We start from the raw sequence: 16,485 nt of genomic DNA on the forward strand, positions 1-16,485 counted from the left end.
GTCGCCTTCCCTAATGGGTGGAATGTTCGGTCTTGCCGGTCGGCCGGGCCGATGCCAGTTCGGGGTGCGGGTTGCGCAGTCGCGCCAGATACGACGTGCGCGGCTTCACGTTGAATTCCTCGAGCACCCTGTAGTCACGATTTATCTTTTTCATCTTCGAGACGGCGCTGTTCGGATCATTGATATTGCCGAACGTGATCGCCTGCGCCGGGCAGGCCTGCTGGCAGGCCGTCTGCAGGTCGGCATCGGCAACCGTGCGCCCGTCGGCTTTCGCCGCGATTTTGGCGGCGCTGATTCGCTGAACGCAATACGTACACTTCTCCATCACACCGCGCGACCGAACCGTGACGTCCGGGTTCTGCGACATCTTATGAATCTCGGGATAGTCCTTGGTGTAATTGAAGAAATTGAACCGGCGAACCTTGTACGGACAGTTGTTCGAGCAGTAACGTGTCCCGATGCACCGGTTGTATACCATGACGTTGAGGCCTTCCTTATCGTGCACCGTGGCCGCCACCGGGCACACCGACTCGCACGGGGCGTTCTCGCAGTGCTGACAGGCCATCGGCTGGAAGACGACCTCCGGCTCGTCGAGTCCGTTCGGATCACCTGTCGCGTTTGCGTAGTACCGATCCAGACGAATCCAGTGCATTTCGCGGCCGTTGCGCACCTGCTGCTTGCCGACAATCGGAATGTTGTTCTCGCTCTGGCACGCGACCGTGCAGGCGTTGCAGCCGATGCACGAGTTCAGGTCAATGACCATGCCCCACTGGTAGCCGTCGGCATAGGAGTGCTCGTCCCACAGGGGGACAAGAGGCGGATGGTGCGGTCCCTCGGGATAGAAGGTCGGATCGTCCGATGTGCGGTATTCGGCGAGCGTCGACTCGCGAACAATAGGCCGCCCTTCCATGCTGCCGTGATCCTGCGTATTGGCCAGTTCCCAGGTTCCGCCCGTGCGCTGCACCGAACCGCCGCCTGCAATGCAGGGGTGGTCGAACGTGCGAAGGGTATACGTGTTGAATCCGACGCCGTCTGCGACGCGCCCCAGATTCTGCCGTCCGTAACCGAGAAGCAGGGTGACGGAATCGTCGGCGTGGCCGGGTGAGATCCACACGGGCAGTTCCAGCGACCGGCCGCCGAGATCGACCCTCACCATATCTTCGTTTTGTACTCCGAACTTTCCGGCCGTGCTCTGGCTTATCAAAGCGGCATTGTCCCACGCGAGCTTGGTGATGGCATCGGGAAGCTCCTGCAGCCAGCCGTTATTGGCATATCGTCCATCGAATACGTTAGACGACCGAAAGACGATTTCCAATCCGGAGGCGCGTTCCGACGGCCGCATGGCGGCGGCCATAGCGCCAACCCGCACCCGCGGCGACACGGACGGCGCGGCCGAGTCCCTCAGCAATCCGTCATGCAGCACCGACCGCCAGGCCCGTTCGAAATCACCGCCGCGTAGAAGCGGCTGCCACGTTTCCCGAACCGCCTCATAGCCGGTCTGCATCGTGCCGGTTATGAGCAACGAAAGCAGCTCGATATCGCTGCGCGAGTCAAACAGCGGCTCGATGAGCGGCTGTACGACACCCAACGTGCCGTCGATGGATCGTGCGTCCCCCCAGCTTTCCAGGAAATGGGAGCGCGGCACATGCCAGGTGCACAGCCGGGAGGTATCATCATAGTATGCGGACAGGTGTATTGAGTGCTTCACTTTGGCCAGCGCCGACGCAATCGACAGATCAACCGGCGCATTGTAGACCGGATCGCCGCCGATGATAACCAGCGTTTCGACCGCGCCGCCGTTTATGGCATCGACCAGGTGCTTGAGGTCGGCGCGCCGCGGCCGCGATATGTCCTGCATTTCGTGGTACGTGACGGTCGTTCCGGTCGCTCCCAGGGCGGCATTGATCGCAAACACGAGCGCGTGGACCCATGCGGGCTGCCCGGAACCGGCGATCACGATCGCGCCGGCGCCGGCCAGACGAAGGTCCTCCGCGACAACACGAATCCATTTCGCGTCGAACGGTGAATCAAAAGCCGGTGCACCGGCAAGTCCCTCGACCGCCACGCCCTGCGCCTGCAACGCTCGCGCCACCGCCACTGCAAACGCGCCGACCTCGCCCGACTTCAGTCGATAACGATGGTCGGCCATGCTGCCCGTGATCGTATAGCAGCTTTCGGCCACATACAGACGGCTCATGTCATCCTGTCGGGACTCCACCTTCCGTGTCGCGGCGAAACCGCGCGCGTTCGTGACGGTGTTGCCCTCACGCCCCAGGAAGTCACTGTCCAGTGCGAGAATCGTCTTCGCCTTCTCGAAATGATACACCGGCTGGTAGGCCGCTCCGGTCGCGATTTCCAGTCCGTCGTAGACGTTTTCATCGGAAACCGGCTCATAGGTCGCCCACCGGGCGTTGGGAAACGTCTTTTCAAACGCGGCCCTGAGTCGGGCCATGGTCGGCGACGCATACGATTCGGCGAGAACGGCCAGACCCGCCCCCTTATTGGCGATATACAGTGCGTGCAGTTGACTGCGGTAATAATCGGTAAACGCATCCCAGTCGCGTTTGGCGCCTTTTTCAACGGGCTGTTGAGACCGATCGGGATCATACAACCCGAGAATCGCGGCCTGGATGAAGGCGTTGGAGCCGCCACGAGTCGATGGGTGGTCGGGGTTACCCTCGATTTTTGTCGGTCGCCCGTCGTTTGAACGAACCAGCACGCCATAGGCTCCGGTCCCGACGGGCATACTGGTGGCAAACGTCAGCGGCTCACCGGGTACGATCTCCTCCGGCCGCCGTACGTAGGGAACGATCTTCTCCACCGGGCGCCTGCACCCGGACAATCCGGCCAACGCGATCGACGCACCCATCAATGTCAGGAAGCTCCGGCGCGACCAGTCGTTGCCCATCTCGGAGGCTCCCTCCGGGAACTCACGATGAAGGAAGTCCTTGTAGGCGTCGGTCTCGGCCAGCTGGTCCAGCGAGCGCCAGTACTGCTTGCCGGTCGTGTGTATGGTCAACGGAATCCGCTTTTTCATCGATGACACCCCGAACAGTCGGTGGGCGGGTTGATGGTGCGCTCCTGCTTGATCCGACGCACGTACTCATCGTGGTCGGCGGGCGGCATCCACTCCATATTGGTGACTTCCTCGAGCGGACGGAGGAACGGGTCTGGATTGCGATGGCAGTCAAGGCACCAGCCCATCGACAGGGGTTCCTTCTGCTGCACGACTTCCATCGTGCGGACATTGCCGTGGCAGGAGACGCACCCTACGCCGGCGCGGACGTGAACGCCGTGATTGAAATAGGCGTAATCCGGGACCTTATGCACGCGTACCCATTCGATCGGTCGTCCGGTCGCAAAACTCTCGCGGACCGGCAGAAGCTTCTCGCTCTCGGGCAGGATAAGCGTGTGACAGTTCATGCACGTCGCCGTTGGCGGTACCGCCGCCCAGGCAGTCTGTTCAACGGTATTATGACAGTAGCGGCAATCCATGCCGAGATCACCCGCATGCAGCTTATGACTGAACGGCACCGGCTGACCCGGCCGATACCCGACATCGGTATACTCCGGAGAAAAATAGTACCACACGCCGCCCACGACGGCTGCTCCGCCGAAAACAACGACGACGGCAGCGATGATGGGAAGTCGATTGGTCCATTTGGGAAACAACTGCGCCACGGAAGAGTCCCTTGTTACTTAATTCACAAACCGTCCGCAATGGTCGTCCCCCGGTAGAATGGACAAACTGGAGGAATGTTCACCATGCTGAAAAAATCGTCTTCTCAATTTTGAGCCGCACAATAGCCAATGCCGTCTGATCTGTCAATGTTCTTTTTGCACGAAGTGAATCGTGACGCGCGACTGCAGCGAGAAAAATGTACCAAATCGTATACTCTTTTGGTCTTTGAATACACGCCGGAAAAAATCAGCCGTTCTGACCGCCGCGCCACCCGGTGCAAAGGCCCGCGACGCCGCTATGACAGCACGGTCGGCAGACCGGCGTAGCGCACCAGCAGCGAGTCGGCAATCATCGCCAGAAACAACGCGAACAAATACAAAATGGAATATCCGAACAAGGCGCGATACGCCGCCTCCTGTCGAATACGCCAGGCTCGCCGGGCCGCTGACCACAGCTTGACGCCCAGATACAAAGCCACCGGGAGATAAAGCCAGCCGGCTCCGTAAAGAACGGGTACCAGCGATACACCTATTAATAGCGCCGTATAGATCAGGATCTTTTTCAGGGTGGCGACCTCGCCCCGGACCACCGGCATCATGGGAAGGCGCGCGCGAACATAATCATCCTTGCAGTACAAGGCGAGCGCCCAAAAGTGCGGCGGAGTCCACAGGAACACGATCAGAAACATCACCCACGGCTCGACACCCATCGTGCCGGTCGCGGCGGTCCAGGCGCCTACCGGAGCCATGGCCCCGGCCGCACCACCGATGACGATGTTCTGGGGCGTGCGAGGCTTGAGATAAAGAGTATAGAAAAGACCATAAAAAAGAATGGTGGCTATGGACAGGGCGGCGGTCAGCCAGTTGAATATGGCCAGCAAAAGAGCCCCACCGATTACGCCGATCATGATCGAAAACCAGAGGGCCCGCCCGGCCGCTATACGTCCCTGGGGCAACGGTCGGCGATTGCTTGTGCGCGTCATGCGCGCGTCGATCTCTCGTTCGAAATACTGATTGAGAGCGTTCGCCGAACCGCCGGTCATAAACAAGCCCAGCAGAAAAAGCGCCGCGCGAGCCGGCTCGTGGATGAGGCTTCCCTCTATCAGCAGCGCCGCGGCGCCGGTGAAAATCACCAACAGCATGATGGTCGGCTTCGTCAGCGCCAGATAATCACGTATCACAATACTCCCTTTGCGTGCTCGGGTACGGGGCCCACAACATACAACATCGCGGGCCGCTGCACCACTGCGAAAGCGTTGCCTCGACCAACAGCGGACCGCACACGAAGGTTCCGTCTTAAAATCGGCCAATGTTCACCACGATCGGCCCGATGTGCGGGCGGCGGGTCGGCTCAACTCACTTGGCGAAGACCCGCTCTCGTGTTGTCGCATTCCTTTAAATGTGGCATCGCTCCACGATTCGCGACACCTGCGGAGAGTTCGCAAAACCGGCGGAGGCTTGATCTGCGCTATCAATGTCAGGGATCGTCGTGTGTGAAACACGCGGATAACATGTGGACAACCTGTGGTCATTGTGTGCAAAGCCCCGTAAGCTATTGTATAGAAGCGGATTCTGCTGGGCGCATTATAGATTACGTGAGGAGCGATAGAGCACTCTGAAACTTGCTGTCTATAATTTTCTTGTTAGTATAGAGTTAGCGAGTTTGATTTCTTTCGCATCGACTGTTGCCCCGGTTCTCCAAAAAAAGGCCAATCCCTTATGGATCGATAGGTTCTTGCCGGGCAATCGAGTAGAGAATCTTGAATTTTCATACAATTTTTAGTAGTCGGCCTCTCGTGGGCACAATATGTTGTGCCCACTTTGAGCGGCAGGGAATTCAAACGGTCAGTACATCGGCTGAGGCTCCATTTGATGATTCTGACAGCTTTGATGGCAACCAGGGACGGTTGCCCTGACCGTCTGTTCGTCGGCTCAAGGTGATTCCGGGAAATCGGAATTAGGACACCGTAGAACAAGCAGGAGGCTATCGTGAAGTTCAAGCGCTATTTCACTCGCGAAGGCGAGTCGCCTTACGCCCGCATAAATTTCGTTAAGCGCTCATCTGAAATAAAAAACCCCGACGGGTCGACCGTTTTCAAGCTCGATAATATCGATGTTCCGGAGGGCTGGTCCCAGGTTGCGGTAGACATTCTCGCGCAGAAGTACTTCCGCAAAGCCGGCGTGCCCCAGAGGGACGAACACGGCAATGTCGTGGTCGACGCGCACGGCGATCCGGTCACCGGATGGGAGACCGACGCCCGGCAGGTGTTTCATCGGTTGGCCGGCTGCTGGCGCTACTGGGGTGAGTCGCACGGGTATTTCTCGTCGGAGGCCGACGCCCAGACATTCTACGATGAGTTGTGTTACATGCTGGCGGCGCAAATCGCCGCCCCCAACAGCCCGCAGTGGTTTAACACGGGACTGCATTTCGCGTACGGTATTTCCGGCCATGCCCAGGGCCATTATTATGTGGACCCGATCACGCACACGATGACGCAGGCCAAAAACGCGTATGAGCACCCCCAGCCGCACGCGTGCTTCATTCAGTCGATCAGTGACGATCTGGTCAACGAAGGCGGGATCATGGATCTGTGGGTGCGCGAGGCGCGGCTGTTCAAGTACGGTTCCGGCACGGGCACCAACTTTTCCAACATTCGCGGCGCCGGCGAGCGCCTGTCCGGCGGCGGGCAGTCGTCCGGGTTGATGTCGTTTCTCAAGATCGGCGATCGGGCGGCGGGCGCCATCAAGTCCGGAGGAACAACCCGTCGCGCCGCCAAGATGGTCTGTCTCGATCTGGACCACCCCGATGTCGAATCGTTCATCAACTGGAAAGTCACGGAAGAACAAAAAGTCGCGGCGCTGGTCGCCGGCTCGCGGATCATCAAGCAGCAGCTCCGTGAGATATTCGATGCGGCGCGGATATCCGGCAGCAACGGCGACTCGGTTTTCGAAACCGACCCCAACAAAAATCCGAAGCTGAAGACCGCCCTGCGCCACGCCCGTCACCTGCACATCCCGCAGGAGTACGTCAAGAAGATCCTCGAGCTGGCGAACCAGGGCATCGATCATATCGACTTCATTGAACTCGACACCAACTGGGACAGCGAGTCGTACCTTACCGTCTCGGGCCAGAACTCCAATAACTCCGTGCGTATCCCCAACAGCTTCTTCAACGCGCTCAAGGACGACTCCGACTGGGAATTGAGACGGCGCACGGACAACTCCGTCTCGAAAAAAATCCCGGCGCGTGTGCTCTGGGAGCAGGTATGTCATGCAGCGTGGGCCTGCGCCGATCCGGGCGTGCAGTTCGACACCACCATCAATGAGTGGCATACCTGCCCGGAAGACGGCAAGATCAACGCCTCCAACCCGTGCTCGGAATACATGTTTCTCGACGATACGGCGTGCAACCTCGCGTCGCTGAATGTCGTCAAGTTCCTCCGAGCCGACGGCAGCTTCGATGTCGACGGTTATCTGCACGCCATACGGACATGGACGACCGTGCTGGAGATTTCGGTCTTGATGGCGTCCTTCCCGTCGCGCGCGATCGCCCAGAAAAGCTACGAGTTCCGCACGCTCGGCCTGGGCTATGCGAACATAGGAACGATGCTGATGCGCATGGGTATCCCGTACGACTCGCAGGAGGGCCTGGCCTGGACGGGCGCGATAACCGCCATTCTGACCGGGCAGGCCTACGCGACGTCGGCGGAGATGGCCAAGGAGCTCGGGGCATTTCCGGGCTTTTATCGCAACCGCGACCACATGCTGCGCGTCATGCGCAACCACCGTCGCGCCGCCCATAATGCCGATCGCGCGGAGTATGAAAACCTGACGGTCAAGCCCAAAGGAATCAACCCGAACTACCTGCCCGAGGAACTGGTAAGCGCTGCCCGGTCGGTCTGGGACAAGGCCGTGGAGATGGGCGAAGTGTATGGCTATCGCAACGCCCAGGCCACCGTGATCGCCCCGACCGGCACGATCGGACTCGTCATGGACTGCGACACGACCGGTATCGAGCCCGATTTCGCCCTCGTCAAATTCAAAAAACTCGCGGGCGGCGGTTACTTCAAAATCATCAACAACTCGGTGCCGATCGCGTTGCGAACGCTCGGTTACAACGACGAGCAGATTGCCGCTATCGTGACCTATGCGACCGGTCACCGCACGCTTCGCAAGGCGCCGTACATAAACCACGAGTCGCTCCGCGCGAAGGGCTTTACCAACGCCGAGCTGGAGGCCCTCGAAAAGGTCCTGGACAACGTCTTTGACATCACCTTCGCGTTCAACAAGTACACGCTGGGCGAAGAATTCCTGACTGAGACGCTCGGCTTCTCGATCGAACAATGTGACGCATGGGACTTCAACCTGCTTCGCGAGATCGGTTTCACGCGCGAGCAGATCGAACTTGCCAACGAGTACTGCTGCGGCACGATGACCATCGAGGGGGCGCCGCATCTGCAGGACAAGCATCTGCCCGTGTTCGACTGCGCCAACAAATGCGGCCGCAAAGGGCAGCGTTTCATTTCCTACGAGGCCCATATCCGCATGATGGCCGCGGCCCAGCCGTTCATCTCGGGCGCCATCTCCAAGACCATCAACATGCCGGCGGAAGCCACGATTGACGACGTCAAGAAGGCGTATCGGCTCGCCTGGGAGTCGATGAACAAAGCGGTCGCGCTCTACCGCGACGGTTCGAAGCTGAGCCAGCCGCTGTCGGCGACCGTTCTCGACGACGACCACAACGACGAAGGACTGACGGTGGAGCGCGCCGCCGAAAAAATGTCCGAACGGATCGTCTACCGGTACCTGGCCAAGCGGCGCAAACTGCCCAACCGGCGCGGCGGCTACACGCAGAAGGCGGTGGTGGGCAGCCACAAGATCTATCTTCGTACCGGCGAGTATTCCGACGGAACGCTCGGCGAAATCTTTCTCGACATGCATCGCGAAGGCGCGGCGTTCCGTTCGCTGATGAACTCGTTCGCAATCGCGGTCTCCCTCGGCCTCCAGCACGGCGTTCCGCTCGAGGAGTTCGTCGAGGCGTTTCTGTTCAGCCGGTTCGAACCCGCCGGCATCGTGCAGGGGAACAAACACATCAAAATGACCACGTCGATTATCGACTACATCTTCCGGGAATTGGCTATCACCTATCTCGGCCGCAACGATCTCGCCCATGTCTCCGAGGAGGACCTTCGCGGCGACACGGTGGGCGTACCGACCGAGGAATCGATAGAGTTCGAAGAGGAGGAACCGGCCAACCGTCAGGTGACGGGTCAGATCACCACGGCCAAGCGCAATGACGATGACATCCACACCTCGCATTTGCGCTTCGATCTGATCGGCTCCGGCAACGGCGGCAACGGCAACGGACATGGAGTCAAAGGAGGAAACGGACATGGTCACCCGGTGGAGAATCCGACTGCAACTGCAAAGAATGAAAAATCGTCGGCGGTTCCCGAGCTTGTCGCAGCGGCAGAGCCTGCTCCGTCGACCGGCGCCGGAATCGCCGTCAGCGCCAATCGCCTCCAATTCGAAATTCGGAATGCGCGGCTGAGAGGCTACGAAGGAGATATGTGTTCCGAATGCGGATCGTTCACGATGGTCCGCAACGGAACCTGTCTGAAATGCGAAACCTGCGGCGCCACCAGCGGCTGCAGCTGATCTCCTCTCGCACGTACATCGTCTCGGGACGGCGGGTGTCACACCCGCCGTCCTTCTTTTTTTTTGTCCGGTAAACCTCCCCGCGACTCTTCACAGAAGCTGTTGTCGTTGACTCCGTGGCCCTCGAGCCACGGGGTCGAACCGAAGGCAGTTATCGTTGGCGCGCGACGTGCGGCCTGCGAGTCGGACTGTAGGGGATTCGTTGCTCCCCGCAGATGTACGGTGTCTAGTCGGCAGCTCCGTTCCATGGCGGTGTATTCCGGGGCGGTTATCCACAAAGGCTGCGCCGAAACTACGATAAATTTACTCTACAAACTTGTGTCTCGGGGTGACCGAAAGATCAGTGGAGTCGCGTATCACTCTGTGCTGCAACTACATAACGGCTACGGGCACGGGACGGTCGTGAGCTCGCCACCCGGAAGTTTTTCCCCATTTTTCTCTTGACAATACTGAGAATTGTAGTATCATGCTTGTGCAATCGGAAAGTGTTACTCTTTCTGTGGATTACCTAATATCGTCCGCCCAGGTAGGTGAACCTCGCTTACCTGGGTTTTTTTTTGCGTCCCGTTCGCCGTTGCCCCCCTTTCTTGACGTAGTCCGCTTTGCGTGGTAGATTGCTGTCAGGACGATACCTCTTTCCCGGAATCGACATCCCAACGATCTCATTCGGGAGAAACTACCATGTACCCATCAGTATCTTTCCTCACCCGGCTGAGGGCGACCCGTTTCGTGGTTGTGCTCAGCCTGGCCGCAGCGTTCGTGCTTCCGTCAGCGCTTCTCAGCGCGGACAAAGCCATCTCGGGCGAGCCGCTTTGGATCTTCGACGCCAACCTCCAGATACAGCACCTTGACACCGCGTCGCTCAACGGCGACCTCGTCCCGGACATTATTGCAGCCGAACACGACAACAGCTACTACGGCGAACTCAGCCGGGTCTGGGCGATTGACGGCGCCACCGGTGACACGATCTGGCAGTATGTCGTCTGGGATGCCATTCGCGGCATGGCCGTAGGCGATATCGACGGTGACGGTGTAGCCGACGTTGCGGTCGCCGCCTCATACAACGCATCATCGACTCCTGACGGCCGCATTCATGCGATCAACGGCGCTACCGGAACGCCGTTCTGGACGTTTCCGACCGGCAACACCAATGAGTCGGTAACGATCGCCAACATCAACGGCGGCACACACCTCGATGTGGTCGCGTCGTCATTCGACGATTTCGTCTATGCTATCGACGGTCAGACCGGGGGGCTGATTTGGTCCGAGGATATCGGCAGCCTCTGGGTCAACAAGGTCGCAGCGGCCGACGTCAACGGAGACGGTACCGACGACGTCGCCTACGCGCACGAGTACCTTACCGGCTTCACGAATCGGCAGGGGATTATCGACGGCGCTACCGGCAATCCGATCTGGGACTCGGTCGTGACGTATGTCAATCTCGACGTGTTGATAGCGGATGTGGATGACGACGGTCAGCTCGAGGCGGTCTTCTCCGGTATCGGCGGTGACGACAAGGGCCGTTTGGTCGTGCGCACGGCGTTGACGGGCGCGCTCGAGTGGGAGTACTTCCTCGGCACGATTGACCACGTCAACGGAGAGATACCGCTGTACATCCGCGATGTAGACAACGACCTCGATCTGGATATCGTGATCGGCAACTACCTGGGCTGGTATCAGGTGATCGCGTTTGACGGTGAAGACGGCGCTCCCATTTTTATCTCCGATACGCTGGACGGTTTTCCGCGAGGGCTGGCGTTCGGCGACGTTACCGGCGAGGGCGATCTGGACATTGTCGCGGCTACCTATGACCGGGTGCAGGTGCTGTCGGCAATTGACGGCAGCAAGATCTGGTATTACTCAGTCGGGGGAACGATTGTCAAGACGGCGGTCGCCGACCTGGACGGCAATGATACGCTCGACGTAATCGCGGCCGGAGGCGCGGATTTCGCCGGTACTCCTCCCAACCCGGTGCGCTCGGTCTGGGCGCTCAAAACGTCGGTCTCCCCTGTCCTGTGGGAATTTCCGTTTGGCGAGTACGGAAACGCGGTGGCGGTCGGCGATCTCAACGGAGACGAGTTCGCTGATGTCGCGACGGTATGTTCGGTCGACGACAACGCGTGGGCGATCAACGGAAAGGACGGCTCGGAACTGTGGCACTGGACCGGAACCGAGAACCTGTACGCCGTCACGATCGGCGATTTCAACGACGACGGGTACGATGACGTGGCGGTCGGCGGCGCCGACGACATGGTCACGGCGCTTTCGGCGATCGACGGCTCGATACTGTGGCAGTTCACTACGCCCACAAATCAGATTTATCGGAACTGCCTTGCTTCAGCCGATCTCGACGGCGACGGCGCTATGGACGTGATCGCCGGCAGCGATGACTCGCGCGTGTATGCGATCAAGGGGACCAGCGGCGCGGAACTATGGAGCAGGGACGTCGGCACACAGGTGGGCGAAATCGAGCTGGCCGATATGAACGGCACCGGACCGATCGACGTTGTGGTCGCGGTGGAGTCGGGCACGGAGGGTGAGAAGATGGTTGTGCTCGACGGTTCCGACGGCTCCATCCTCTGGGACTACCCCGCCGGCGACGCCGTGCAACATGTCGAGGCGTTGGACGCCAACGGCGACGGCACGCTCGATGTGGCGCTCGGCCGCACACCGTACGCCCCGACCACGGTTATCGTTGTTGACGGTGTGACGCATACCGAGCTGTGGAGCGAGGCCATGCCGATACCATCCAACGTTCACGGATTCGGTCACGGCGATCTGGACGGTGACCTCAGCGAGGACCTGGTTGTGCCGGGCAACTCGACCGACCGGAAAGTATACGCAAAGCGCGGCTATGACGGTCATGAACTGTGGAGTTTTACGACCGGGGGCGAGGTGAACTGCCTGCTGGTCGAAGACATGAACAATGACGGCCAGCTTGACGTCATTGTCGGCTCCGACGATCAGTATGTGTATGTACTCGACGGTTCCGACGGGTCGGTCTGGTGGAGTTTCAGTACTGCCGACGATGTTATGCATCTCGCGATCGGCGACATCAGCGGCAATTACGCGCCGAATATCACGTGTGTGACGTTTGGATCAGACGGGGTCGTGTATGCGTTTGAGTCTTTTTACGACGGCGAACCCGGCTGCTGTATCGGGACCACCGGCAATGTCAACGATGACGCCGGCGGCGCTGTTGACTTGTCCGACTTGATTTACCTGGTCAATTTCCTGTTCTTGAGCGGCCCGCCGCCGGCCTGCCCCGCTGCGGCCAACATAAACGGCGACGCCGGTTGTGCTGTCGATTTGTCGGACCTGATCTATCTGGTGAATTTCCTGTTTCTCAGCGGACCCTCGCCGGCGGATTGTCTGCCGCAGTGCGAGTGACATAGATTCCGCAAAAGTCGGGCGGCGTACAAATCAGAGCGCGCCGCCCGACCCGCCGGAGACCGGGCCGGGTCGCCCGCCCGCTGCGGCCGTCAGGTCCGCCTGTGGCGGGCGGGCGGGCATGACAGGCTTCGTCTGTCTGTCTTCTGCAATTGGAACATCGCCTATGATTGAAGACAAGTCGCAGACTTGTCATTCCCACGAAAGTGGGAATCTATCCGGAAAGCGCTTGACGAATCATAGGGAATCATCAGAAACGTCGGGCGGGTCCGTCTTCGCGCCCGCCATCATCCCTCCGTGCGTGGCGTACGTCCTCGTGCCCCACGCGACCCACACTTTCCCTACCACCTCGATGGAAAAAATGCCCGGCCCCCCTTAGTAAACACTCCTCTCACACGAGGCGCGAAAACGATGGCACTTCTGTATCGCGACAGCATTCAGAAGCCTCTACTGTGGTATGTCGGCGACAAACGTCGAAGCTGTGAATGGTTATTACCTACATAGGGAATAATACCTTGACAAAGCAGACAATAAGAGCGTCCTTGTTAGCAATTGAGGGGAGTTATGAGAATCCTCCTTTTCCTGCTATCACTATCTGTATCTGTCTTCGTAATCCATGTTGACGATTTATGTGCTCAGCAGCCGGCACTGCTTGGCAGAATTACGTCCGATACGATGGGTGTTCTGTTTGGTCGCCAGATCATATCACTTGGGGATCAGAACGACGACGGTAGATCGGAGCTTCTAGTTGGTGACACGCGATTTAGCATGCATCTCTATTACGGGAGCGATGTCGTTGACTCCGTCGCGGATCTGACCTTTCCAAATACTGTGAATCCAGCGAACATAGGCGACGTAAACGGGGACGGAAAAGACGACTTCACGATGAGGCTTGGAGTATACGGTACGTATGTTCGGGCCGTCTATTTTGGCGGATCATCAATCGACACCATACCGGACCTGGTTTTTGGCTATCCCCAATACTATCCGTCCAGGTCAGTTGTTCGTGGAGATTTCAACAATGACGAAACGGACGAGATAGTCTCCCAGGGAAGCGACGGTTGGTCGATCTGTTTCTATGACTTACAGGCTGCAGCTGACTCTTTGCCCAACCTGAGAATGACACCCGCCAATATCCTTTACGATGGATATGCGTTCGGCGAATGCATTGTAACGGGGGATTTCAATGGTGACAACTTTCCTGACCTCGCCTGTAACTTGCGACGCAAACCGGCTGATACATCCAATGGGCAGGTGTACATCTACTGGGGCGGGCCGGACTTCGATACTATCCCGGACGTAGTAATTTCTCGGGGCGGTGATTGGTTGCCGGAAAGACAGTATTTCGGAGACGTGATGGTATCTCCAGGTGACTTTAATGGCGACGGTTTTGACGACTTGTACGTCTCGAGCCATGCGACCGAGGATACTTCCGCCTTTCTCTACTGGGGTGGACCGGATATTGACTCCTTTCCTGATCTAACGATACTGGGTTATCGTGATCGAGCCGCCCTTGCCGGCGACATCGACAACGATGGTTATCCCGACATCATCACTTCAATGCCCACGCAGTGGAGTGGTATCGGTTGGGTGTATCTGTACTATGGTGGTCCGGATGTTGATAGCCTTCCTGATTTCGAGTTGTATATCAATGACCTTCCCGGTTACAAGACACAGTTCGGGATGGACGTGGCAGGTATTGGGGACTTTAACGGCGATGGTATTGATGACTTCGCGTTTTCGTGTGTTCACGCGGGGAGTATCGGCACAGTCTACATTTATGCGGGGTTTGACGGTTCTACCAGCACTGGTGGCAGCGGAGGTGGGGGTGTTGTTCTTCCCGTAGACTTCGAGTTGTTTCAGAATTATCCGAACCCGTTCAATCCAACAACCACCATTGCTTTCCAGCTTCCCCTCAAGTCACATGTCGAAATCGATGTCTTCAACGTCCTCGGCCAGCTGGTTGCGACACTCGTGTCAGCCGAGTATCCGGCCGGGTCGCACTCGGTTGTATGGGATGGGACCGACGCTGCGGGTGATGAAGTTGCGAGCGGTGTCTATATGTACCGTCTGACGGCCGGGGATGTTGTCTTTTCGCGGAAGATGGTGCTGGCGCGGTAGGAAGAATTGAAGATGGATTCCTCGCCGCGGCCGTCAGGTCCGCCTGTGGCGGGCGGGCGGGCATGACAGGCTTCGTCTGTCTGTCTTCTGCAATTGGAACATCGACTATGATTGAAGACAAGTCGCAGACTTGTCATTCCCACGAAAGTGGGAATCTATCCGGAAAGCGCTTGACGAATCATAGGGAATCATCAGAAACGTCGGGCGGGTCCGTCTTCGCACCCGCCATCTTCCCTCCGTGCGTGGCGTACGTCCTCGTGCCCCACGCGACCCACACTTTCCCTACCACCTCGATGGAAAAAATGCCCGGCCCCCCTTAGTAAACACTCCTCTCACACGAGGCGCGAAAACGATGGCATTTCTGTATCGCGACAGTTCGTCAAGAACCTGCCCAAACAGCAGTTATTCCCCTGCCGGATATCATGATCGGGGGAAAAGAAAGAAATGGGGTCCCCATAAAAATAACAAAACAAACCCATTTCCCTGTAACGTGCAGGCAACCACACTTGTACAACGAAAAAGTTGTTCGCGCGGTCTGTGTAGGGCAGGTCTGTCTGTCTGTCTTCAGACCTGCCATCACGTTCATTGACGGGAGCCCGCCTGAAATGTGGGCCAACCGGGCCGAAGGATCGCACAAGTCGGTATTGCGGCGTCTCGAAACAGGAGCGTTATTGAATCATGCGCAGGAATGTGACGGCGATTTTGTTCGCGATTATTGCGACCGGAGCAGTCGCACAGGAGTCGACCAACGCAGGTATCGGCGCAAACATGCGGTTTGCCGCGGACTCGGCAGCCGGCTTCCACTGGCCGTACTATCTGTATGTCTCGCCCCCAGCCTTAAGCGGCGATCCCACGATCACGTTGCTGGTGGAGCCGAACAACACCGGCACCGGGAATGATTCCTTCATCGTTCACGACAGCGCGGCCGCCACGCTGCTCTCACGAGACATGTGGCTGGCCGACCGCCTCGGAGGCGCGCTGCTGGTGCCGGTCTTCCCTCGACCATACACGAACTGGCAGTTGTATGTGCAGGCGCTGGATCGCGACATACTGGCAACCGATGATTCGCTGCTGGTCAGGATCGATCTCCAGTTGCTGGCCATGATCGACCACGCGCGCGAGTTTTTGAAGCTCATGGGCCACGATAGCGATTCCGGCGTGTTCCTGTTCGGGTTCTCGGCTTCCGGTCAATTCGCCGATCGTTTCATGACGCTGCACCCCTCGCGGGTGAAAGCAGCCGCAATCGGCTCGCCCGGCGGGTGGCCGATAGCTCCGCTCGACACGTGGGACGGAAAGCAACTGCCCTACCCCGTGGGTATCGCCGATATACGAGAACTCACCGGGCAACCGTTCGACCGGGCTTCCTACCGGCAGACGCCGGTTTTCCTCTTTCTCGGAGATCGGGACACCAACGACGCGGTGATGTTTGAGGACGCCTTTTCGTCGGCCGATCGCGAGCTGGTCCTGTCGCTGTTCGGAGAATCGCCTGTCGCGCGATGGCCCGCGGTTGCGGCCGTTCGTGATTCGGGCGGTTGTGCGTGCGAATTACGACTGTACGAAAACGTCGGTCACACGATCACGCCCGCCATGTGGGAGGATATCGCAGACTTTTTCGAGCGGCATCGGTGACCGGAT

The 16,485-nt window shown here is 58.6% G+C and carries 7 protein-coding genes; 4 read left to right on the forward strand and 3 right to left on the reverse strand.

Annotated elements, in window-relative coordinates:
• Positions 1–10: 10 nt before the first annotated feature.
• From RBT76_12410 to RBT76_12420, 3 genes are all read right to left on the reverse strand, one after another.
• Positions 11–3,037 (reverse strand): TAT-variant-translocated molybdopterin oxidoreductase, encoded by a 3,027-nt coding sequence (locus RBT76_12410; protein ID MDX9858587.1) that lies wholly within the window; start codon positions 3,035–3,037, stop codon positions 11–13.
• Complete coding sequence (locus tag RBT76_12415; protein MDX9858588.1) at positions 3,034–3,681, reverse strand: cytochrome c3 family protein; 648 nt, start codon at positions 3,679–3,681, stop codon at positions 3,034–3,036. Before RBT76_12415 ends, RBT76_12410 begins: the two co-directional genes overlap by 4 nt.
• A gap of 296 nt (positions 3,682–3,977) precedes the next feature.
• Positions 3,978–4,991, reverse strand: coding sequence for a heme o synthase (locus RBT76_12420; protein MDX9858589.1), 1,014 nt, complete (start codon positions 4,989–4,991; stop codon positions 3,978–3,980).
• 679 nt (positions 4,992–5,670) lie between these two features.
• Here RBT76_12420 and RBT76_12425 point away from each other — a divergent pair.
• From RBT76_12425 to RBT76_12440, 4 genes are all read left to right on the forward strand, one after another.
• Positions 5,671–9,339, forward strand: coding sequence for a vitamin B12-dependent ribonucleotide reductase (locus tag RBT76_12425; protein ID MDX9858590.1), 3,669 nt, complete (start codon positions 5,671–5,673; stop codon positions 9,337–9,339).
• Between the two features lie 681 nt (positions 9,340–10,020).
• Positions 10,021–12,729 (forward strand): PQQ-binding-like beta-propeller repeat protein, encoded by a 2,709-nt coding sequence (locus tag RBT76_12430; GenBank protein MDX9858591.1) that lies wholly within the window; start codon positions 10,021–10,023, stop codon positions 12,727–12,729.
• Positions 12,730–13,281: 552 nt separating this feature from the next.
• Positions 13,282–14,850 carry an FG-GAP-like repeat-containing protein gene (locus RBT76_12435; GenBank protein ID MDX9858592.1) on the forward strand — a complete coding sequence of 523 codons (1,569 nt, stop codon included), beginning with the start codon at positions 13,282–13,284 and terminating at the stop codon, positions 14,848–14,850.
• Positions 14,851–15,528: 678 nt separating this feature from the next.
• Positions 15,529–16,479 carry a hypothetical protein gene (locus RBT76_12440; GenBank protein ID MDX9858593.1) on the forward strand — a complete coding sequence of 317 codons (951 nt, stop codon included), beginning with the start codon at positions 15,529–15,531 and terminating at the stop codon, positions 16,477–16,479.
• Positions 16,480–16,485: the final 6 nt, after the last annotated feature.

Source organism: Candidatus Zixiibacteriota bacterium, from assembly GCA_034003725.1.
Taxonomy (GTDB): Bacteria; Zixibacteria; MSB-5A5; order GN15; family FEB-12; genus WJMS01.

What these genes read in the sequence shown, in the direction of transcription:
- RBT76_12410 (MDX9858587.1), bottom strand. Translation starts at nt 3,037, where the DNA reads ATGAAAAAGCGGATTCCGTTGACCATACACACGACCGGCAAGCAGTAC.
- RBT76_12430 (MDX9858591.1), top strand. Translation starts at nt 10,021, where the DNA reads ATGTACCCATCAGTATCTTTCCTCACCCGGCTGAGGGCGACCCGTTTC.
- RBT76_12440 (MDX9858593.1), top strand. Translation starts at nt 15,529, where the DNA reads ATGCGCAGGAATGTGACGGCGATTTTGTTCGCGATTATTGCGACCGGA.